The sequence below is a fragment of the Paenibacillus sp. PvP094 genome, assembly GCF_040546835.1.
Lineage (GTDB): Bacteria > Bacillota > Bacilli > Paenibacillales > Paenibacillaceae > Paenibacillus > Paenibacillus illinoisensis.
On record NZ_JBEPOM010000001.1, the window covers coordinates 330,110 to 351,724 of the forward strand.

General features: G+C 43.1%; 25 protein-coding genes. 4 read left to right on the forward strand and 21 right to left on the reverse strand.

Annotation, left to right across the window (positions count from 1 at the left end):
• Nucleotides 1-151 precede the first annotated feature (151 nt).
• The 11 genes from ABIC22_RS01710 to ABIC22_RS01760 all read right to left on the reverse strand — a co-directional run bounded on the left by ABIC22_RS01710 (nucleotide 152) and on the right by ABIC22_RS01760 (nucleotide 6,680).
• A complete protein-coding gene (locus tag ABIC22_RS01710) occupies nucleotides 152-466 on the reverse strand; it encodes a hypothetical protein (RefSeq protein ID WP_354477584.1) in 315 nt (104 codons plus the stop codon).
• A gap of 49 nt (nucleotides 467-515) precedes the next feature.
• Nucleotides 516-950, reverse strand: coding sequence for a GNAT family N-acetyltransferase (locus ABIC22_RS01715; protein ID WP_354477587.1), 435 nt, complete (start codon nucleotides 948-950; stop codon nucleotides 516-518).
• 101 nt (nucleotides 951-1,051) lie between these two features.
• Nucleotides 1,052-1,792: a class I SAM-dependent methyltransferase gene (locus tag ABIC22_RS01720; RefSeq protein WP_354477590.1), complete on the reverse strand. Its 741-nt coding sequence runs from the start codon at nucleotides 1,790-1,792 to the stop codon at nucleotides 1,052-1,054.
• Complete coding sequence (locus tag ABIC22_RS01725; protein ID WP_354477593.1) at nucleotides 1,789-2,163, reverse strand: hypothetical protein; 375 nt, start codon at nucleotides 2,161-2,163, stop codon at nucleotides 1,789-1,791. The genes ABIC22_RS01720 and ABIC22_RS01725 overlap by 4 nt, the downstream gene beginning before the upstream one ends.
• Nucleotides 2,164-2,230: 67 nt before the next feature.
• The gene (locus ABIC22_RS01730; protein WP_354477596.1) at nucleotides 2,231-3,226 is read right to left on the reverse strand and encodes a serine hydrolase domain-containing protein; all 996 of its coding nucleotides are present in this window, start codon (nucleotides 3,224-3,226) and stop codon (nucleotides 2,231-2,233) included.
• Between the two features lie 38 nt (nucleotides 3,227-3,264).
• Nucleotides 3,265-3,807: an AAA family ATPase gene (locus tag ABIC22_RS01735; protein ID WP_354477599.1), complete on the reverse strand. Its 543-nt coding sequence runs from the start codon at nucleotides 3,805-3,807 to the stop codon at nucleotides 3,265-3,267.
• Nucleotides 3,808-3,840: 33 nt separating this feature from the next.
• Entirely contained in the window at nucleotides 3,841-4,263 is a 423-nt protein-coding gene (locus ABIC22_RS01740; RefSeq protein WP_354477602.1) for an NUDIX hydrolase, read from the reverse strand.
• 66 nt (nucleotides 4,264-4,329) lie between these two features.
• Nucleotides 4,330-4,875: a GNAT family N-acetyltransferase gene (locus ABIC22_RS01745; RefSeq protein ID WP_354477605.1), complete on the reverse strand. Its 546-nt coding sequence runs from the start codon at nucleotides 4,873-4,875 to the stop codon at nucleotides 4,330-4,332.
• Nucleotides 4,876-4,955: 80 nt separating this feature from the next.
• Entirely contained in the window at nucleotides 4,956-5,351 is a 396-nt protein-coding gene (locus ABIC22_RS01750) for a contact-dependent growth inhibition system immunity protein (protein WP_354477608.1), read from the reverse strand.
• 31 nt (nucleotides 5,352-5,382) lie between these two features.
• The gene (locus tag ABIC22_RS01755; protein ID WP_354477611.1) at nucleotides 5,383-6,132 is read right to left on the reverse strand and encodes a class I SAM-dependent methyltransferase; all 750 of its coding nucleotides are present in this window, start codon (nucleotides 6,130-6,132) and stop codon (nucleotides 5,383-5,385) included.
• 245 nt (nucleotides 6,133-6,377) lie between these two features.
• Nucleotides 6,378-6,680, reverse strand: coding sequence for a winged helix-turn-helix transcriptional regulator (locus ABIC22_RS01760; protein ID WP_164764330.1), 303 nt, complete (start codon nucleotides 6,678-6,680; stop codon nucleotides 6,378-6,380).
• Between the two features lie 340 nt (nucleotides 6,681-7,020).
• On the opposite strand from ABIC22_RS01760, the gene ABIC22_RS01765 reads away from it, so the two are divergent.
• Nucleotides 7,021-7,602 carry an NAD(P)H oxidoreductase gene (locus ABIC22_RS01765; protein ID WP_354477615.1) on the forward strand — a complete coding sequence of 194 codons (582 nt, stop codon included), beginning with the start codon at nucleotides 7,021-7,023 and terminating at the stop codon, nucleotides 7,600-7,602.
• Between the two features lie 92 nt (nucleotides 7,603-7,694).
• Here the strand turns inward: ABIC22_RS01765 and ABIC22_RS01770 are convergent, their stop codons facing one another.
• The 5 genes from ABIC22_RS01770 to ABIC22_RS01790 form a co-directional block, all read right to left on the reverse strand.
• Complete coding sequence (locus tag ABIC22_RS01770) at nucleotides 7,695-8,336, reverse strand: FusB/FusC family EF-G-binding protein (protein WP_127539547.1); 642 nt, start codon at nucleotides 8,334-8,336, stop codon at nucleotides 7,695-7,697.
• Nucleotides 8,337-8,619: 283 nt separating this feature from the next.
• On the reverse strand, nucleotides 8,620-9,105 hold the full coding sequence (locus ABIC22_RS01775; RefSeq protein ID WP_354477618.1) for a stalk domain-containing protein: 486 nt from the start codon (nucleotides 9,103-9,105) through the stop codon (nucleotides 8,620-8,622).
• A 139-nt stretch (nucleotides 9,106-9,244) separates the two neighbouring features.
• Nucleotides 9,245-9,901 carry a hypothetical protein gene (locus tag ABIC22_RS01780; RefSeq protein WP_354477621.1) on the reverse strand — a complete coding sequence of 219 codons (657 nt, stop codon included), beginning with the start codon at nucleotides 9,899-9,901 and terminating at the stop codon, nucleotides 9,245-9,247.
• A 177-nt stretch (nucleotides 9,902-10,078) separates the two neighbouring features.
• Complete coding sequence (locus ABIC22_RS01785; RefSeq protein ID WP_127539550.1) at nucleotides 10,079-10,951, reverse strand: carbohydrate ABC transporter permease; 873 nt, start codon at nucleotides 10,949-10,951, stop codon at nucleotides 10,079-10,081.
• An 18-nt stretch (nucleotides 10,952-10,969) separates the two neighbouring features.
• Nucleotides 10,970-11,827, reverse strand: coding sequence for an ABC transporter permease (locus ABIC22_RS01790; protein WP_354485811.1), 858 nt, complete (start codon nucleotides 11,825-11,827; stop codon nucleotides 10,970-10,972).
• 278 nt (nucleotides 11,828-12,105) lie between these two features.
• Here ABIC22_RS01790 and ABIC22_RS01795 point away from each other — a divergent pair, with 278 nt between their 5' ends.
• The 3 genes from ABIC22_RS01795 to ABIC22_RS01805 all read left to right on the forward strand — a co-directional run bounded on the left by ABIC22_RS01795 (nucleotide 12,106) and on the right by ABIC22_RS01805 (nucleotide 17,516).
• Nucleotides 12,106-13,896 carry a cache domain-containing sensor histidine kinase gene (locus tag ABIC22_RS01795; RefSeq protein ID WP_354477624.1) on the forward strand — a complete coding sequence of 597 codons (1,791 nt, stop codon included), beginning with the start codon at nucleotides 12,106-12,108 and terminating at the stop codon, nucleotides 13,894-13,896.
• A gap of 224 nt (nucleotides 13,897-14,120) precedes the next feature.
• Nucleotides 14,121-15,728 (forward strand): response regulator transcription factor, encoded by a 1,608-nt coding sequence (locus ABIC22_RS01800; protein ID WP_354477627.1) that lies wholly within the window; start codon nucleotides 14,121-14,123, stop codon nucleotides 15,726-15,728.
• A gap of 108 nt (nucleotides 15,729-15,836) precedes the next feature.
• The gene (locus tag ABIC22_RS01805) at nucleotides 15,837-17,516 is read left to right on the forward strand and encodes a type 2 periplasmic-binding domain-containing protein (RefSeq protein ID WP_354477630.1); all 1,680 of its coding nucleotides are present in this window, start codon (nucleotides 15,837-15,839) and stop codon (nucleotides 17,514-17,516) included.
• Nucleotides 17,517-17,666: 150 nt separating this feature from the next.
• On the opposite strand, the gene ABIC22_RS01810 is transcribed toward ABIC22_RS01805, so the two are convergent.
• From ABIC22_RS01810 to ABIC22_RS01830, 5 genes are all read right to left on the reverse strand, one after another.
• Nucleotides 17,667-18,116, reverse strand: coding sequence for a hypothetical protein (locus ABIC22_RS01810; protein WP_354477633.1), 450 nt, complete (start codon nucleotides 18,114-18,116; stop codon nucleotides 17,667-17,669).
• A 212-nt stretch (nucleotides 18,117-18,328) separates the two neighbouring features.
• Nucleotides 18,329-19,048: a metallophosphoesterase family protein gene (locus ABIC22_RS01815; protein WP_354477636.1), complete on the reverse strand. Its 720-nt coding sequence runs from the start codon at nucleotides 19,046-19,048 to the stop codon at nucleotides 18,329-18,331.
• Nucleotides 19,049-19,306: 258 nt separating this feature from the next.
• Nucleotides 19,307-19,753: a GNAT family N-acetyltransferase gene (locus tag ABIC22_RS01820; protein ID WP_354477639.1), complete on the reverse strand. Its 447-nt coding sequence runs from the start codon at nucleotides 19,751-19,753 to the stop codon at nucleotides 19,307-19,309.
• Between the two features lie 374 nt (nucleotides 19,754-20,127).
• Entirely contained in the window at nucleotides 20,128-20,670 is a 543-nt protein-coding gene (locus tag ABIC22_RS01825; protein ID WP_354477642.1) for a GrpB family protein, read from the reverse strand.
• Between the two features lie 240 nt (nucleotides 20,671-20,910).
• Complete coding sequence (locus ABIC22_RS01830) at nucleotides 20,911-21,564, reverse strand: lysozyme inhibitor LprI family protein (protein ID WP_354477645.1); 654 nt, start codon at nucleotides 21,562-21,564, stop codon at nucleotides 20,911-20,913.
• Nucleotides 21,565-21,615: the final 51 nt, after the last annotated feature.

A 21,615-nucleotide genomic window follows, 5' to 3' on the forward strand; every position in this document is an offset into this window, starting at 1 on the left:
ACTCTAATTCCTTCTCTTCATACTTGCTCCTAAAATATGTTTCTTTCACAAACCCAATCCGTTCATACACCTTGATAGCTCTCTCATTAAATGCTGCAACGACTAATTGAATGTGACGATTAATAAATTGATTGTTCAAAAATGAAAGGACCTATGATAGAAACGCCTGACCTTTGCCGTTTCCCGTCAAGTCAGGCTTCAATCCCAAACCAATGTCCAACTTCGTCAGATCTCTATAGATACCAGCTGCATATCCGCCAGGGACCCGTGCTGATTCGCCTACGCATATAAAACCAATTAGAGCATCATGTTCATCTAACGCGTAATAATACTCTCCATTCATTAACTCCAAAAGGCTGTCCTCACTCCCATCCATGTCATACATTGAATACGGATATTCGTACTGCCGCTTTGAAATCTGCAAGGCTCTATCCTTGGTCATGGGGTAAAAACGGTAACGTAACACTTTTCAACCCGCCCTCCTTTAGTAAATATTTAAATACAATTCTGAAAATTCATTTCAATTCCTTAGCAAAAACGAGTTCATCCTCCCGGTCATAACCTGCTTTTTCATATGTTTTTATCGCCTTAGCATTCTTATTTCCTGTCAAAATTTTGATGTGTTTCACTCCTGAGTTATTAAAAATCCCTTCCAGTCGTTCAATCATCATTCCGGCCAATCCATTCCTGCGTGATGATTCTTGTATGTACATTTCAGTGATCTCAGCCTGATGCTCTGCATAGCAAAACGATTTATAGATCTGTCCGCATGCGAATCCAACGACTCGCTCTTCCATTACAGCTACTATAATAACTTCTCTTTCATTTAAAAGGTCCGTTTCCACCTCTTCCCGGCTTCGACGAACTCCATTAAATTGATCATTCAATTCTATCAAAAATGGTACATCTTCCTTCACGGCTTCACGAACGAGCAAATTAGGAATGGACAATGAAATACCTCCTGATCATGTTATAGAACTGGGACTATCATTCATCACTAATAAGATTGGTCATTTGGGCTTATGTCCATTAAGTTGCTCCCTGGCTAAGATCACAAGGAACATTCAAATACATGAAAATAGGTGCCTTCCCCATACCCATCCTTCACTTCATGCAAATGAATATGTTGAAAACCATTTGTCCTAAGAATACTTTCAAACTCCTTCATTTCATACAAACGAAGAGGAAAGTTCATGACTTCTGTCTTTTCGATTTTGTCGTCTTTGACTAACTCATATTTCAGCTCCGTTACGAGCATGGATTGCTCTTTGCGATACTGAACTTTTTTGGATAAGACAATTAATTCATCGTTTACAACCTTCCGATCCGTTTCTCTCCATTCTCGAATCTCTTCCACGTCGTTCCCTTTTAACATAATCGTCAATAGAAGTTTCCCTTCAGCCTTAAGCGCATATTGCAGATTGGTAAGGCTTTGGTTCACTAATTCACTGGGAAGCAGCGAGAACGATCCAAATGGAATCATAATCAAGTCGAATTGTTCGGAGCTTACGAAATCTTCAATCTTTTGATAATATACATGAGGCTTCAGATTGAATCGGTCACCTTTTTCTCTACATACCTTCAGCATATCTTCGGATATATCAAATCCCTCTATCTCTATTCCACGCTGCATAAAAGGGATTAGCATTCTTCCGTTTCCACACATGGGTTCAAGCACACGCATATCTGTTCTGTCAACAAATGAAAGGTAAAAATCAAGCTCTCTGCCTTCGGCTAACGATTTATCACTTTCATATATCTTCGTACAAAGTTCTCCATAATAACTGTTCACTGGCGTTCCTCCTTCATTAGATCATCCATCGCCTGAACAGCCAGTTCCAATGCTTGGATTCTCCTTATTAGAAGAGTTCTCTGAGGACTGTCTTCCTTAGCCTTAACAAGTGAGTTGTCAATGGATGGCATTAAACCTGTAAGAACACTGCGAGCTTCAGTCAGATCTCCGAAGGTATATGGATGAGGTTTGTGCTGCCACACATGTTCAAGCATGGATAAACCAATACGGAGTGCCTTAAGTCTCTTTTCTATTAAAGTCGTATTTGCCCCTTTCTGAGTCATCTGCGTCAAGGCATTTTCGGATTTCCGGATGGTTGATTGTATAGATTGTATGGATTGCAATTGATTACGTTCCGATATGTTTTCCATTATAGGGCTACCCTCCGTTCGCAACTGTCCCTATCCTTCTATGATTCTGTTGATCAACTTTCAGGGATTATAGATCTCGGGCGCATTTGTTAACCAGATTTCCAAATGTTTTGATATCCTCCAGATAATCATACCCCGCTGGATTGGATCCGGTTTGATTATACATTCTTACTGCTACCGTTCTATACTTCGGAATGACAAGACAGGCACAGCCGGTGATGCCCAAGGTTTGAAAAGAACCGGATGGAAGCTCATCCCCGAGTTCCGTCGAAGCACGCGGCTCATCCTGCACAAACCAAAAGAAACCGTTTCTTGGTAATTGGTGTTCCAGATCCGGAGGACTAATGATTGTCGTTGCTTGCTCAAAAACTTCTCTCGGCAGTATTTGCTGCCCATGCATGGCGCCCCTTTTCAAATGCAAATAACCCCAGTATGCCAATTCCTTGGTACTCACAAATAAGTTGGCTTCATTGCCTTGATTATCGTTATATTGTTCATTGAGCCAAACTAACTTTTCATTCGGTTCCTTTCTCCAACCGGTATGACTAAAACCCATGGGCGTAAATACACGTTCTTCAAGTAGTTGAGATAGTGGCATCTGATATAATTTTCGGATGATCCTAATGAGCAGATTGACTCCAACATTATTGTATTTCCAGTCCGTCCCTGGCAAAAACAATCGATGATGGAGATCACCTAAACCATGGGTGTGTGTTAGCAGATGTCTTATCGTTGTGTTTCCCACTGCCACTGTATCCACATTATCCAAATAGTCGGCAACATCATCATCTATGCTGCAAATCTTCCCTTCATATAAGGCAAGACTGATGGCAAGTCCTAAATAGGTCTTCCGAATCGAAGCCACATGAAATTGAGATTCCTCATCCACTGATCGACTCCCTGTGGAATCGCTATGTACTCCTGAATACCATTCATTCACGATTCGGTCATGATGAATAATACAGGTCGCGGCTGCTGTAGCAGATAACTCATTCTTAACCCGCAAAACATAATCATTTAGTTCATTGAATGTTTTATTCTCCGTTTTCTGTACGTTGAGCAAGGAGACTCACACCACCATTCTTCACTGCTATCAATTAACTAGGTATGATTATGATCTTGGTCTATCTTCCTCAATATGATATCTACAACCTCATTAGTCTCAAGAGGATCCGTAACAATGTGTGTTCCAAACTTATCATCCTTCAGCGCATGAACAACCTTCGGCGCTTGTTGATACTGCCAGCCTCCAAATTCATCTCCGCGTTTAGCTAACCGTTTGTATATCGTTTCTTCAGTAGCCACAAGCGAAAAATGATATAACTCTTCGTCAATGGCTTTGAATCCGTTATAGATGTGGTTAAAGTTCTCTTCCTTATAAATGGTCATGGGAACGATTAGGTGCTTGTTATATTTCCGCCTTACTTCTATAGCCGTCTTCACGGTTAGAACTCTCCATAGTTCAATATCCTGAAAATCATCCGTGCGCTCATTCTCTTCCCTACATTCCTCTGGAATGAGTTTTCTGACCATATAACCTATTTCTTCAGGGTCGTATATCATACTATTGTTGATCAAGGGTTGGAGCATCTTTGCTGCCGACGTTTTGCCGGAACCGAACGCTCCATTAATCATAACGATCATATGAACACTCCTTTTCCGAGATGGTTTAGATCTTTACTTTCTCCCTTGATCATAATGAGGAATCTCGTTTCCTTCGACTAGACTCCGTATGCCATTCTTATAATAGGGCATTAGTTCATCAGCCTTGTCCATATCCATCCAGGCAATTTCAGATATTTCATAAGGCCTTATAAGCTCTAACCTTCCTCCAGTAACCTCAGCTCTAAACGTGAAGAAGATGGCATGCTCCTGCTTTTCCTCAAATATACATTCATTGATGGCAATGATCCCTTGGACTCTTACATCAAGTCCTGTTTCTTCTTTGGCTTCTCTGATGGCTGCTTGATCCAACGTTTCTTCCTTTTCCACCGCGCCACCAGGCAGCGACCAACTGGAATTGCCTTTATTCTTGACCATTAGAATCTTGGATGAGGTATCATCCAGGATTAATACATAGGCTACGTCAACTCGTCTCATTGAGCTATCTCCTTCCGAGATGATTAGATCATTATTCAATTAACAGCTATTTATCCTATTAAAAAACTACTTCGCTCTCCATTCTGCTGCTTTTAGGCCATAAATTACTCTATCCAGAAACCTTCCATTGATATACTCGTAATCTCTTAGTTCTCCTTCACGAGTAAATCCTAATTTTTCTGGAATTGCACGGCTCTTGGCGTTATCTGCGGCTGCTCCTATTTCAATTTTGTTGAATCGAAGTTCGTCAAATGCGTAATCAATAAGTAGTTTAATGGATCTCGTAATAAATCCTTTTCCCTCATATTCTTGACCTAACCAATACCCAATCTCCGTTTTCTTATTCTCTTGATCCAAATATAAATAGCCAATAGAACCCACTAGGTGATCCTCACTCCATATCCCTAACCAGTAACCTTCATCCTTGGCGTATCTCATACGTGTTCCTTCTATAAAGGCCTTTGAATCCTCCATCTCTACAGTCATACTGGGAAACTTCAACCACTTCCCAATATGCTCTCTGTTTCTATCGATTAGATGAAATAATTCAGCTGCATCTTTGGTCTCCAGCAGCGATAAGTATAAGAAATCATCTATTTTAATTTTGAACATGATTGCTTCTCCTTCAATTTAAAGTGCGGTGCCGATGCGTGAAATTAATGTGATGAGATTTAGCATGTTTCAACATACAACTACCCACCACTCTTTCTGTAATTGTTAATATGTTTATCAACGATTTCTCTGGCATTCTCATAATGCTCTATTACTTCACTTAATTCGATTTTTAATTCAATGTTACTTTCCCAATATTTTCTATCCACTTTAAGTACGGAGCATAATAAATCACCAACATATAAATCTCCTGATTCCAACGGATTTTCCACTAACCGATCCAGCGCTAGAGGCAAAAGGAAATCCAAGCTGATCTCTTGTAATATTAAAAGTCTCAAATCTTCATTACTGAACTCACCGAGTGGTTTCTTTCTTAATGCATGTGCATGAATCACTAATCCAGATTTGAAATCCGGTTCACCCCAACTCCCTCCTTCAAGTTCGTCAAGGGTCTTCGTATAATCTATTTGCCTCATTCTTTCTCACTCCGGTTAACTTAATCAACTCTTAAAGTTTTCTGGCTTTTATAACAAAAGTTACGGGAAATACCTTCGCTCTATTTGCGAGATGATTCTTACTTCCATCATGCCTTTGCAGTATCTCATTGTCGGTTTCTTCAATCATTTGCTCGATCACAAATCCTGCTCTGGCCAATGCATTAATATAGGTAGAACATTTACGATCCGATAAGGTGAGATCACCTTGAACAAAATCTGGCGATACCGAATACCAGGACTCATCGAAGTAAGACTTGTTAAATATAAATCGATTATTTTCTTCAACAATACATTTATGTATGGGGTGAGACCAACTGAATATGAATATGCCGTCTTTTTTTAAATATGAAGCAACTCGGGAGAACGTCCCTTCAAGATCGGTTGTCCAGCCTATGGCATAAATCGAATAGACAAAATCAAAATATTGGACAGGTATGCCGCACTCCTCTTCCATAGGGGAACAGATTAATGTTGCAGAAAGGCCGTTTGCCGACAAATGCTGCTTCGCCTTTTCAATCTGATTCTCTGAGATATCCATTCCCCATAACTCCGTTGTGTTGCGATCCCCATGGTATTTCAAGGATTGACCATTTCCACACCCGATCTCTAACATCTTCTTTCCTGAAACATCGCCAAATAGTTGCCATTTATCTTCTGAGGTGAATGCGCCATACAAGGGAAGTACAATGGCTTCTAAAAAGTCATTTCCTTGAATATTCCAATACAAGCTGTTTGTCTCATAAACACTATGCTTGTTCATCCAGTGACCTCCTCTAATATCATGATACCTGGTAGTTCATTGACTGGTAGTTCATTGACTATTAGTTGTGCACGAGTTTGTCCATAACATAGCAAATCATTGGAAGTAAAAAGATAAAATTAGAAATAGTAATGACTACGCTTACAAATTTCAGGAACTGCACAACGAATGCAACTTCTCGTAAGTGTGCAGCTAATCGGTTAAGCAGAACGAGTTCAGCCGTAACTCTTCATCACACCGGAGATTCAAAATTCCTCCAACACTTTGGACTTATCCCCGTACACCTTATCCAGATGCTCTTCCCCCCAGTAACACAAATGGTCCAGAGCCGGTTTTAATCCCCAACCGTAGTCTGTTAACTCATATTCCACTCTAGGGGGAACCTCCGAATAGACTTTTCTTTGCACAATCTCGTCTTTTTCCAAGCCTCTTAGCTGAGTCGTCAGCATCTTTTGCGTAATTTCAGGTATCAGCTTCCTAAGCTCTGATGAACGTTTCCTCCCTGTCATCAAGTGATAAATAATCAGAGGCTTCCATTTTCCGCCCATCACTTCCAAGGCCGCCTCGACACCTACTTTATACTTTTTGGGAGCACCAGCTTTATGGTCTTCTGTCAACGTATATCTCTCCTTCATCAGACTATATCCAAAGACTACATCCAAGATAAAAACATAGCTATTTCCTTCTTTTCCATGTATTATTTCAGCCCACAATAAGGCACAATTTCAGGGTACTATTTAGGGTACTTTCATGTTCCTATAGCACTCTAATCTTCCTATAGAACTTCAAAGTGCGTTCTTCCAGAATATATCCATCCCTGTTTATAATAGCATCAGCCATGAAGTGTGGCTACCAAACAAGCACTGTAGAAAGGTAGTGAAATATATCATGAACGTATTAGTTGTTGTGTCTCATCCAAGAAAGGATTCCCTTACATTTCAGGCCGCCAATCGTTTTGTGCAAGGTCTTACTGAGGCTGGTCACGAAGTTGAGATATTGGATTTGCATGAGATTGGCTTCGATCCTATTCTCCGAGGCATGGATGAACCCGATTACACCCAACCCCAGCAGAAATTTTCCCCTGAGATTAAAACGGAGATGGAACGATTGAAGAAGCATGAAGCTGTGGCTTTTGTGTTTCCTCTCTGGTGGTGGCATCTGCCAGCCATGCTGAAAGGGTATGTGGATCGTGTCATGAACAACGGATTTGCCTACGGTTCGAACAAGCTTCACCATCAGAAGATCATGTGGATCGCGCTTGCAGGCGTGACCGAAGAACAGATGAAGAAGCGAAACTATGATGAATCGATCACGAACCTGCTCAATGTGGGTATTGCAGATTACTGCGGCGTCCCTAACTCCAGCGTTGAATTTCTGTACGAGACGTTGGATGCCAATCCCGAGCATTATGAGAACCTGCTTAACCAGGCACATCAGTTGGGACTGAATTATGATAAGGACATACGCTAACCATACGCAAGTCGGGTAATCGAGACGAGACGCACACGCATAATCAACCCAAAAAAGGTCGCTCCGAAGAGCGACCCTGTCTGTTCTAAGCATTATTTTACTGTCGAAAGAAGAAACTTCTCCAGCATGGTGACGTCAGTGATGCTATGGTTGCAAGCCGTGCTATCCATGCATACGTACTGGCCAATGGAAGCCAAGTTATCCGGCGAATGCCCCTTCGTCTTCACGTTGAAGAATCCGAGCTCCTGATGGCGATTGCAGAACATACAGTACCCTTTTTTGTTCGTAGCCGTAATCCGTCCCTCGATGCCGAGAAACTTCTCTTCGTACGGGTACACAATGAACAGGCGATTGGTAGCAATATCCGTCCATCTCAGATAGGTCGTACGTGCGAAATCGACCGTTTCCAGATCAGGCAGCTTGAGCTTCTTCGCCTTCGGAAACAGCTTCTGAATCTGCTTCGCCGACACTTGCGGGAATGGAATCAGGAATCCTTCCAACCGGTCCAGATAATCCTGCAGCTCATGTGCAGCCTCGTAGGTAGATAACTGCTCCAACAGCTGCTTCTGTTCGGCAGTCAGCTCATCGAAGACTTCTATAGCATTCGTTACGGCCGTATAACGGACGGTTTCCAGGACTTTGCGATCCGCGACTGTACGCAGCGCTTTGAGCAGGAAATTGGCTTGTTTTGTAATCACATTGAATTGATAATTTTGAATAAATGGTGTTTGCATGGCTTTCAGCCCCTTATTTTTATTGATAAAACAAATAAGGTGCAAAGCCTGCGGGATGAAACATTATGTTGCTTTCAGGGCGATCGATGTTCTTCTCGTCGCGCCCTACACAAAGTCCGCCCCTAATCAGGCTTTGCGTAAGGCCGTTCTAGCGAACGAGCAATCCGGCACTGCCAATATTGCCACGGTATAACCCCCAATGCGATAGATGTACCTGAATTATAACAGGATTGGGATTGTATGGGCAACGGAATTCGTTCCAATTCATCGCAATTTGTATCGCTCACTGCTGATTTTTTGTAGTTATTCGGACCACACTCTGACCGTCATTGGATTCCCAATGGATCTCTTTGCCATATGCTTCACTGATGGCTCTTAGCGGTAAATATACTCTCCCCTCCACCATTACGGTTTTACTCTTTAATTCAATTTGCTTGTCAAACTCGGTAAAATGACTTTCTCCAACCTTGAAGGTTAACCTTGGCTTGGGGTAATCATCTATGTCTACATATGCAAAAGTTACACTTTTAGCTTTGTTATCCCACCATATCCCTTTAGCAGGCACAGCGAAATCTAGCACACTAATGATATAGACTGGCGAAACCAGTATATGACCTGCAGAGATGATATAATCAGTTCCTTCTACTAACTGGAATGCCTGTTCGTCAATCTTTACCTCAATTGATTTTTGATGAGCTTCGGCACTTATTGGATTGGCATTAGTAATAAATAGAAAAATCGCAATGATGATTAATATTGATTTTTTCATTCTATAATCTCCTCACATTTAGTTAAGTTTCCCTGACTTCCATAATCTTCACGTATTCACGATGCTCAAAATGTCAGGTAATTCTGCCTCCTTCTGCTTCCCCCAAATCCTTTCGTGCCGGGTATTCTTTGTAATGTTACTATCTCACTGCACTAGTAAAACTCGCTTTAAAAATTTGATCATACACATTTGTATACAAATCGTAATACTCAAGTGCCTGTTTTCTCTCTTGATAGAAAGACTTCAACTTTTCCTTGTCTCCAGTATCGACATAAGCTATCAACTCATGCACTGCTTTTTTGTATGCTTCTACACTTTTCCAAGCGAGAGAAAAATCAAAAGAACTATAGTCCAATACAGGAGTAAAATTACCCGGATTAATTCCGGCATTCGATTCAGCTTCCTCAATGAACTCATGTAATTTTGAGAAGTCTACTGGCTCTTCTAATATCACTTTGCCCATAATATTAACTACTTCTTGGTCGATCTTGTTGAATCTAGTTGTAAATACATGATTGAACACATGCATCTCCATTAAATTTCTCGTGTAGAGAAAATAACTATTCACCAGATGGAGTGTTGAGTTTTTATACTCTACTGAAAATCTCGCACCTCGAAGAATGTTGGCCGGGATGTACACACGACCATCAATAATTCTGGCTTCTGCATCTGCTTGAGTCTTTAGCTCTTTTTCATTAAATAATATGTCGATCTTTTTTGGTGCACTTGTAGCTGTAAAAGCAATGGATGCACTTAATAACGTCAAAGCAAGGGTAACAACCATCATTTTCTTCACTTTGTCTCCATCTCCCTATTAACGAATGACTCACGCTCAGAATCATTTCCCATAGTACCATTTTATTCAAATAAAGGTAATATACTTCTTTTTTCACAACAAAAAGAGCCCCCTCCCTGGCCTCAGGCCAGTTCAGCAGCTCCCTTTTCACAACCCTATTCCATCCGCTCCACGCGGCTACTCCTTCACAGCCCCCACCACAATCCCCGTTACAAAGTACCGTTGTAAGAACGGATACACGAGCAGGATCGGCAGCGCGCTGATAAAGATCTGGGACGCCCGAATCGTCCGCTGCGACAGGTTCGCAATCGCTTCCGGATCAAGCTTCGTCATATCGGCCTGCACGATGATCGTCTGCATGAATGTCGCCAGTGGCAGCTTTTCCGAATCACGGATATAGATAATCCCGTCAAAATATGCGTTCCAATGTCCCACCATCATAAACAAGGAAACGGTGGCAATGACGGGGACAGAGACAGGCAGGTAGATTTTGATAAACGACTGAAAGTGTCCTGCTCCATCGATAAATGCAGCCTCCTCCAGATCCTTCGGCACCGTGCGGAAGAAATTCAGCAGCAGGATGATATTGAACACCGCCACTAAGCCCGGCAAAATGAGTGCCCACAATGTGTTCATCAGCCCGAGCTTCAGAATCAGGATATAGCCCGGAATGAGGCCTCCGCTGAACAGCATCGTGACAACAAAATACCATAGATAGATGTTACGTGCGCGGAACACACGTGTCTCCTTGGAGAGCGCATAGGCAGCAATCGTATTCACGATGAGTGCAAGCCCTGTTCCCAGCACCGTTCGCTCCACGGACACCCACAGGGAGGACAGGAAATTGGCGTTATCGAACGTCTTGGCATATGCTTCGAGCGTAAATCCAATCGGCCAGAACGTCACCAGACCGGCATTCGCAGGTGCGGACGCGCTAAGCGATACCATCAGCAAGTGATAAAGAGGCAGCAGGCAGAGCACCGAAAGGATGGTCAGGAACACATTGTTGAAGATGCTGAAAATGCGATAGGGTAACGTTTTATGATACATGGCTCGTCATCATCCTTTCTAGAAAATTCGATATCCGGCGAATCGGTAGGCCAGTCGGTAAGAGATCACGATGAGGATCAGGCTGATGACCGATTTGAACAGATTCACCGCGGTAGCGAAACTGAACTGCCCACTCAGCAGACCTTCACGATACACGAACGTATCGATAATATCCGCTTGCTGGTAGATTAATGGACTATATAAGTTGAAGATTTGGTCGAAGTTGGCGTTAAGCACATTCCCCAGGGCCAGTGTAGCGATTACGATTCCGATAGGAATCAGCGCCGGGATGGTGATATAGATCGTCTGCTTCCAGCGTCCCGCCCCATCCACTTCAGCTGCTTCGTACAGTGACGGGTTAATGCCGGACAATGCCGCAAGGAAGATAATCGTATTGAAACCAAACTCTTTCCAAACATCACTCGCAATGATCGTAAACCGGAACCAGTTACCGTCCCCCAGGAAGAAAATCGGCTTGATGCCGAACACCGAGACCAGGAACTGATTGAGAATGCCCGTCTGTGCCAGAATGTCGATCAGGATACCGGACAGCGTTACCCAGGACAAGAAGTGTGGCAGGTACACGAGTGTCTGAATGGTTCTTTTGAGCGCCATCTTCCGTACCTCATTAAGCAATAGCGCGAAGACAAACGGTATGATCAGATTCATGATGATCTTGGAGCAGGCAAAAAACAGCGTGTTCCACGTAATCTGCAGGAAATAATCATTTTCCCACATGTACCTGTAGTGCTTCAGTCCCACCCATTCCGAACCCGCGAACCCAAGCGCAGGCTTGTAATCCTGAAATGCCATCAAAATTCCGGACATCGGAATATACGAAAAAATAAAAACCATAATGGCCGCCGGCAGCACCATGAAGTGCAGAACCCACGGCTGTTTGTAACGTTTCTTTCTCTTCTGTTCCAGCTTGTTTCCCACATTCGCCTGCGGGACCCGTTGACCCTCCAATTTAGCCTCCATAGTGCCTTCTCCTGTTCCCAAAAAAAGTTTTTGTGTGTAATGGGGTTCTCTGCTATAAATAGTATCAGGCCATTCTGAGCTCTGACTATATAACATTGTTAGGCCGGATAGGGTTTTGTTAGGAATCTGGTGAAAACCAGCCTTTACGAACACGAATATGAAGGAGACTTTTTATGCATATATGGAAGCGCTTTATATTATTCGAAAGAAGGACCCGTTCCCGCTTCAGCTTGTTTGCCAAAATCAACTGCTTAATCGTGTTGTTATTCATCCCCATTATTATCATGTACACCTACTCGAACAATGTCACCTATAACGTGGTCAGCAAAGAACTGCAGATTTCGAATACGAAACAGCTCACGTTTCTAGCCAGTCAGATTGATTCCCGCATTAATCAGATGATGGATTTCAGTCTGATCCTTTCAAGAGATCCCAATGTCCGCGCATTTAACGGCCTGAACATATGGGATGATCGGTATGATCAGATGCAGACCCGCTATGCCATTCAGGAGAAGATGGTGCTCCAATCCGGCGTCACCGATATATGGAACACCCGGTATGCCGTATACTCACAGCAAAATCAGGATGTTATCGCCAACTACAACCGCTCTTCCGGGTATGACGAGGATTACTTGAAACGCAATATGAGCGGGCAATGGACATATGGGGATCAAGGGGCAGAATCGCAGGAGGGTATGCAGTCCTTTTACTGGTTTTATACCGATTCCTTGGCCCAACCGGGCATGTTGACCGGAAGCAATCTCGTCATTGAGGCCAGCTTCAGTTATGAGAATATTCAGAACATGCTCGATACGTACAAGGCAGGTGGGCAGGGAGATCCCTTCCTTTATCACAAGGGCAATGACCCCATTCTGAATCGCAGTGCAGACAAGCAGTTATCGGAGGAACTTATTCGTTATCTGGATACACACTCCCCGGAGGATACTACACAGGACGTTGTGAAGCTGAACGGGAAAAAGTATCTGGTTAGCGCAGTAAAATCATCTTATCTGGATTGGCATTTGGTTGACGTGGTCCCGCTGTATCAGATCCTACAGCCGATTTCGCTCAGCCGAAATTTGTTCTATCTCTTTATGACGCTGCTGTTTGTCGTGGGCATTTCTGCTTCGATTCTGCTGTACAGAAACATTCAATCTCCGATCAAAAAGCTGATTCAGGGCCTGCGCCGCGTGCAGCGCGGTGACTATTCCGTACGGCTGCACAGCAAGGATCAGAATGAGTTCTCATTCCTGTTTCATCGATTCAATGATATGTCCCATCAGATTCAAGACCTGATCGAGAATGTATTCCATGAGAAAATTAGAGCCAAAGAAGCAACGCTGAAGCAGCTTCAGGCGCAGATCAATCCCCATTTTCTATACAATTGTCTGGGCTATATCATCAACATGGCTCAGATGAAGGACGAGCAGGCCGTCGTTTCCATGGCGCATAACCTAAGTGCATATTATCGGTACACCACCCGCATGGAACGGGAGACGTCCTCGCTTCGGGACGAGATCAAGCTGCTTATCAATTATCTGGATATTCAGAAGCTTCGCAATGGACGAATTGAGTATCATATCGATATCCCTGAGGACATGCTTGCCCAGTCTGTACCGCGACTAATGCTTCAGCCGATGGTCGAGAATTCCGTCCTCCACGGTGTGGCGAAGTCCTATTCATCCGGAGAGATTCGCATTACCGGCGAGAGCGTGGATGGTTACGGCAAAATCTATATCGACGACGATGGCCCCGGTTTAAGCTCGGAACAGTACGAAGCGCTGAACCTGAAAATGCAGGAGCCACTCCAGGAGGAAATGGGCTGCGGTCTCTGGAATACGAACCAGCGAATCATGCATCTGTTCGGCAGCCAATCCCACCTTCGATTCTGCCCATCCCCACTTGGCGGATTCCGCACCGAGATCGTCTGGGAGTTGCCGAAGGACGATACAGATTCTGAGTGAGATACCCACTTAATATAAGTTGATCATATTGCACGATTAACGGAGCGGGCAGAAGCAATCTGAAGAAACGAAGTGCTCGCCTTTATCCCCGGATTTCCCCTTTATATAGGGATTCAAAAATCTGGGGATAACAGCGATCGGAAGATGGTTCTGACTGCGGAGTGGCTTCGTGTAATACAGAGATGCTAGTTTATTTAATTAAACACCAAGGGAGACGAAGAAGTATGCAAATGATGATCGTAGACGACGAAGCACACTGGGTCGATAACCTGTCCATGACCAAGCCCTGGCACACCTTGGGGATCGAACAGGTTCATAGAGCGTACTCCGCGCATGAAGCCTTGCAACTGATTGATACCCACCCCATCGATATCGTGATTTCGGACATTCAGATGCCGGAAATGACGGGCATAGAACTGATCGAGCGCATCCGGATCCGGGACAAAAAAATAAAATGCATTCTGTTATCGGGTTATTCCGAATTCGATTATGCCAAAAAAGCCATCCAGTACGAGGCCGTGGACTACCTGCTCAAACCGCCGACAGACGATGAGTTAATGAGCGCCGTTCAGAAAGCCATCGATCAATTAAATAATGAATGGGAACTCGTCAGTTCACTGAGTCGAACTCAGTTTACTTTGCGAGAAAACCTGCCACACTTGCGCGGACGACTGCTTTTGGAGGCATTGCAGGGACACCGGTTTTCATCCGGCGAATGGGAGCGAAAACTCACCAATTATGATCTGCCCTTTCATGCCGGGGACGCCGCACTCATGCTCGTTCGGTTGGATGAAGAATTCGGACACTATGACAGCCATGATCAGACCCTGATCGAATATGCCATTATCAATATGGCGGAGGAAATTATGGGTGAGTTTATGCACGTGTGGGGTGTGAAAGAGGAGCACGGGTATGTAGTGTTTTTACTGCAGCTGAAGGAACGGAATGACGATATTGGAAAAGAGACCATTCTGGAGAAGCTGTCCATTCAGCTTCAATCCAAAGTAAAACAGTTTCTCAAAGGCTCCCTCTCCATTGTCATGACAGAGTGGTTCACCTTTCCGGACCAGCTCTACGATCGCTTCCGTCAGGCCTCCGCGTATTTCCGGCAGATCGTTGGAGACGAGCGCGAATTCGTGATGCGCGTCAGCGATGTGGAGACGCCTTCAGCTCAAGGTCCGCTGGACGTTCTATACACCCCGCCCACCTTCATTCATCTGCTGGAGAGTGGACAATGGGATGCTGCCGAAGAGAAAATACTCGCCGTCTGTGAAGAGCTGGATGAGAAATGGTCGGAATCGTGGGAGCATTGCATGGAGGCTGGTTTTCTCATTACCGCTTCGTTCACTAACCTTGCCCACCGGAACAAGCTGACCCTGACCAACCTCATGGGCAGCGATATTGAGTATCTTCAGAGCGGGGAGGCCTTCTCCACCATCGGAAAACTGCGTAAATGGTCACTTGGTGTACTCGCCAAACTCAAGGAAGGCACGTCCAATGAGGTCAAGGATACCCGGTCCGAATATGTGAAGAAGATTCAGGAGTTTACGGATAAAAATCTGCATCTGGATGTGTCTCTGCGTGTACTCGCCGATCATGTCAATCTTCATCCGACCCATCTGTCCAAGATTTACAAGATCGAAACGGGCGAAGGTATCAGTGAATATATCTCGCGCCTGCGCATGGATCGGGCCTGCCACAAGCTGGTCACGACCACCAAAAAAGTATATGAAATCAGTATGGAGATTGGCTATATGGACCCGGCGTATTTTATCAAAGTGTTCAAGCGTCAGTTTGGTGTTACGCCCCAGGAATATCGAGACCAGCATTAAACAGCATAATAGACTCCTATCGAAACTAACAAACTCATATAGATGCCCTCCCGCCCAACTTGGTACAGTTACACTTGTAAAGATCATACATCGTAGGGGGATTGAACAATGATCAAATTCAAAACATGGTGGTCCTTGCTCATGGTCATCGCACTCATCACCATCACTGCGTGCGGCAGTGGCGATTCAGCCAGTGAGAATGGTACGGACGATACGCCGGCGACAGTTGGGTCAGCCGAAGCCGAAGCTGCTTTTGCCAAAGGAAAATATGATCCGCCCATTGAGTTCAGTTCGGTTCGTATGCCGAAGAAATACGTTCAGGGCGATACCAAAGAAAATAACGTACACGACCGCTGGATGCTCGAAACGCTGGGCATGAAGCATAAGGATTCGTGGTATCCGGCCAATGACGATCAATACAGACAAAAGCTGCAGCTGGCCATCGCCTCTGGCGAGAAGCTGCCTGACTTTGTATCCGTTCCAACAAACGCGGTACTCACTAACCAGCTGATCGACTCGGGTCAATTCATCGCCATTGATGAACTGTTCGACAAGTACGCCAACAAAATCCTGAAGGATCACGCTGCAGCGCATCCCGAGCTGTGGTACCCGTTCACCAAGGATGGCAAGAGATACAACATGCCGATCCTGGAGTACACCGATAACGACGATACCCTGCTCTGGCTCAGAGAAGACTGGATGGAGAAGCTGAACCTCGAAGCACCTAAGACCATCGCAGATCTTGAGAATATCATGGACAAATTCAAAAACGAGAACCCGGACGGCCTGTCTCCGGATAAAGTATTCCCTCTGGCGATCTCGCTGAAAAATAACACTAACACCTGGATGGGCTCGCTCGACTGGTTATTCGGCGCTTACGGAACGATTCAGGAACAATGGAACAAAGACGCAAACGGCAATCTGGAGTACGGCTCCATTAATCCCGGTGCCAAACAAGCCCTCGCCAAGCTGAATGAATGGATGAACAAAGGGTATATCCACACCGATTCGGCACTATGGGACGAAGGTAAGTCGGCTGAAAGCTGGACTGCTGGCACGGCTGGCATCCTGCCTGGTGCAAACTGGGTACCCGACTGGCCTGCACCGGATCTGCTCAAGAACGTACCTGGCGCGAAATACAAAGCCTACCCTATTCCGTCTGGTCCAGACGGCAAGATCGGTACGAAGTGGCAGAACTCTGGCGTCAACGCCAGTATCATGATCAACAAGGATGCCAAGCATCCGGAAGCCATTTTCCTATACTACAACTACCTGCTCGATAACCTGGCCAACCCGGCAGCGGGCAGTCCATATGAGTACGGCTTTGCCAAAGGATACGACTGGGATATCGTAGACGGTCAACCGACCAGTGACAAAGAGAAGATCAAAGACTTCTCCAACGAGTTCCCGTTCCTGACTGGTCCGGCTCGTATTCCAGATCTGTATATGAAAACCCTCGTGAAGCTGGCTGACGGCGAGAAGCCTGAAACCCCATACGAGAAACAAATGGCCGAGTTCCGCAAACCCGAAAACTGGGCCGCTGCCAAAGTCGTGATGTCGCAGCTCGACATTCGTAAACAAAACTACTTCACCGGTGCCGCCACACCAACCATGGTCTCCAAGTGGAACCTGCTTCGCCAGTCCGAGATGGAAACCTTCAACAAAATCATCTACGGCAAGCTGCCGATCGATGCCTTTGATCAATTCGTCGCCAACTGGAAGTCCAATGGCGGTGATCAGATCACGCAAGAAGTGAATGATTGGTTTAAGTCGGTGAGCGCGAAGTAAGATTGGGTTAGAGTTTAGGTTAAAAGGAAACAAACAAAAACAAGCCGAAGCGTGTAATTCTGCCGCTTCGGCTTGTTTTTTCATTTAAGATTAAGAAACAACCCTTTGTTTATGAGAACCTCTGAGTGGATTGAAGAATGATAACCAGTTTTATTTTCCGGTCAACTCATACCAAGTCTCGTACCCCTCAATGTTTGTATCTGAGTGGTCACTGGCGTCGGATGTCTTGAAATACCTAGCATAATACGCATGTTCAGTTGTCTTTTTATTTTTATCCGTATTGATATCCAGATAGATATTGGATATTTCCAAGCCCCATTTGACACTACGAGCAATTTCGTTGATGTTATCTACAGTTGAAAATTCATCCAGTTCCGTAAGAATGGACTCCAGTTCCTCTTTACTCGGCTCCTCACTCATATCTATTCTGCAAGAAAGGATTGGACGAGTAAATGTAAATTGGACTCTTTCGATTGACGGAGAAAGTTCTTTCAAGTTTTTAGTTAATTCTTTGGTTGTATCGGTGTTGATATTGTATGTAGTACTGCAACCTGTTGCAAATAGAAGGAAACAAATTAAGATTATGATCCATTTATTCATTTCGCACCTTCTCAAAGATCTCATACAACGTTCTTGTACTGACGACGCTCAAGCGACTTATGCGAAATAGGGAGCGAACACGATGCTCAGCCGATGCGGATGTGCCCGATGAGCTGCTTCCCTGCCAATCGTTTCCCGTGGACCGAGGATCCGTTAGGCTCCGATGTGTGGATATGATTTTAGTATATGTCTCCTGCAATCTAGATTAACTTTCAGCAATTCTTTACCTGTTCCGTTATATACAATCCTTCTTGGAAAATTAAACAATTCAACTGCATCCCATATGCACACCCGCCATCAATTCCGATCTTGTCATCACTAAACCAAATATCTGATGTGCCATGGATATCCATGGTTCGTGTATGTCCAAAGATAACTTTTTTGTTTAGATCCTCAAAAGTGTGTCGAATGAATTCATCTTTAATATACATAAAATCATGCTCCGACTGGTTCTTCCAGTCCATAACACTGGGATTCAATCCCGCATGAACATAAATGTGATTATGGTCTTCGTAATATAAAGGTAATTTACTTAAAAAATCGATGTGGTGACCATAAGAAGTCTTCATTGTATCCTTCACTTCATTTAATATCTCATTAGACATTTCGCAATTTATGTTATTCGTATCACAATAACTTTGAAGGGTTGGTACTCCCCCATGTTCAATAAATTTAGATCTAATCAATTCGCTATCATTATTTATTAAATCAACCAATCGTTGGTCATGATTACCCCGTAAAGCAATGGCATGATGCATAGTTACTAATTCGATTACTTTATCAACTACTGCTTTACTATTAGGCCCTCTATCTACATAATCCCCGAGCAAAATCAACTGATCATCTTTCGAATTATATTTGATAAGATTCAACATTTGATTTAATTGATCAATACATCCATGAATATCGCTAATCATAATTGTTCGCTTCATAGAGGCTCCTCCTCTTTGAGTTACTTAAGAATCCCATGAGGTAAACAAGCATGAACTCCTTTAACTCCGTTGACGATTTGATTTATTTTTATGAAATCGCTCCCAAGGTATTGGACTTTACGCCAATTTCGTATAACGTTCCTGTATTCACGACGTCTCACCGAATTAAGGCCCGTCAAACTCCTGCCGGACCGAGGACGAATGCCCGATGCGTAAGTACCGTGTTATGTAACGTAGTTCACTTCCTAGAAGCCACCTTCAAAACTTTGTCCATTCGTACTTTATATCATCAAGCTTCTCTTCATTATCATTTCCTCTGCCAATAATTCTAAATCCGTTTCTCTCATAAAATTGCTGCGCTTTTTTGTTGACTTCAAATGTATATAAAAATAGCCTGCCTTCCGAACACTGTTTGGCGTGATCCAGGAGTTTTTTCCCTATTCCTTTCCCTTGAAATTGAGTATGAATGTATAGCTGATTTACCCAATTCTCGTTACATGCTAGAATGCCTACTACTTGCTCCTCTGAAGTATCAATTGCAATATATACTTTATTATCTTGAACTAAAATGTTATTCAGATAAAATACATGATCTTCAAAAGAATGTATCTCTTTTTGCCCTATCGCTTGTTCCTTGCTTTCTCTCCACATTTTCACAGTTTGTAAAGAATAGGAAGGATCATATTCGATAATTACAAATTCCATGTATATCAACTCCAGTTTATATTAGTGAATATTTAATTCAAGGATGTCAGTGGCTTCGAAGATATATTTAAAAATCCTCATAATCTCTCCCATGTTCGTTCAATATTGTCCGACGCTATTCTTGTATCCTTTCCCATGTATTTATAGGCAATTTCTAGTATTACCTTTTCGTCCCCAAGCCTCTCTAGAAGTTCACTGTATCTACTAACCCAAGAGGCTTAAAGGAGCGTTATCAACTAGGTCCGACTGACTTAGCCTCGCAGGGTTGTGAGCTGAATCCTCTTCTCTGGTTACCTCAACTTGTAAATCAAGGGCCGAATGCCACGTAGCGTAGAAACTTTGTTATCAGATGTCTTCGTCGTCCTAAAATACACTTAAATATCTTGGTATTCATTCATTAATCTCGTAATAAATTCTGTCTTTCCAGCAGTATAGGCTTGGCGATTGTTTCTGTATTGATTAGCTAGTTGGAACTTTAAATTCGCATATTCAGACACTAATAAGGGATTCTTTCTTAGTATATCTCTGAACATTAGATGTCTTTTCAATTCTTCACTTTCCCTATTGCATACGTATAGATGATGTTCGTGCTTCTCATTGCCTTCACTAGTATAGGGTACATAAACGTCCTTTCTTGCAAATGCTTCTCTGTTTTTAATCCCCAAATCGCCTTCATGAATATATCCCAATTCTTCTAGCTTTTTGATTAGCTGTGGCAGGCAGTTCATAGATTCTAATACTACATCTATATCAATAATTGGTTTGGCTGAAAGACTCGGGATTGATGTACTTCCAACGTGTTCAATTCGTAATACCAGACCATTTAATTTGTTGGATATAATCGATTCTATTATATTGAACGCTCTTGGCCATTCATTATTGTAGCCTTCAATAATTACTGGTTTTTCAATATTCATTGAAATGCTCCTTGCGTAATTATTATTTACGGAAATTTCTGATAATGTTCTTGTATTCACGAAAAACGACCCAGCATTAGATAACTCTTATCTTAGGCAGGGTCGTTTATTGTTCGAGTGTTCTTCCATGATTATACATCTAAAAACTAAGGGGTGGTACCCCGAAGCTTGAAATATAGTGTTAAGCGCCGTTAATACTTTCGAAGCATGACCTAACAACTTTTGAGCAAGATTCCAACTCTATTTTTTATCTTGGTAAACAAACTCAACTTCACCATCTAGTAAATATCGATATTCAAATAATTGCATTGTTCTTTCCCTAATTCTCTCCTTTATAGCCGTTGTTAGGCTTACTGGTCCTTTTGATCCAAGATAACCATTATAAATAAATGTCTCCTCTACAAATTTTGTTTCCTTTAAGTGATATTGTAACCATTCTTTCTGCGATTCAATTAGTGCTTCTCTTGGTTCTCTATCCAACTTAGAAAGAAGCGTTTTATATATTTGATTCAACTCTTTATCCCAAATCTCTGTATATTTGCTTTCAAATGCCCCCCATTCCAATGTTGTAATAATCTCTTTGGAATTTTGAAATTCATTAAATTCCACTTCATAATCATGATCTATTGGATTACGAAGCATTTCATCATAAAATTCTCCTTTCAAATCAAGCTTTCCAATGCTCATGGGTAATATTTTATTGTTTGCAGGATCTGATCGACCTTCCGTTATTTCTTTTGACTCTGTTCCATCACCTGTACTCACTACATCAGAAGGCAGATCAGAATTCTTTATTGAATTAGTTTCACTGTTCAAAGTAGTCGATTGACTACTATCTTGACAAGATGAAAACATTATCGTAATAAAAAATAATAAGAGTATCTTTCCTTTCATAAGTTATCTCCTTAAATATTATCTTTAATATTACCGTTAATGGCGCATAAC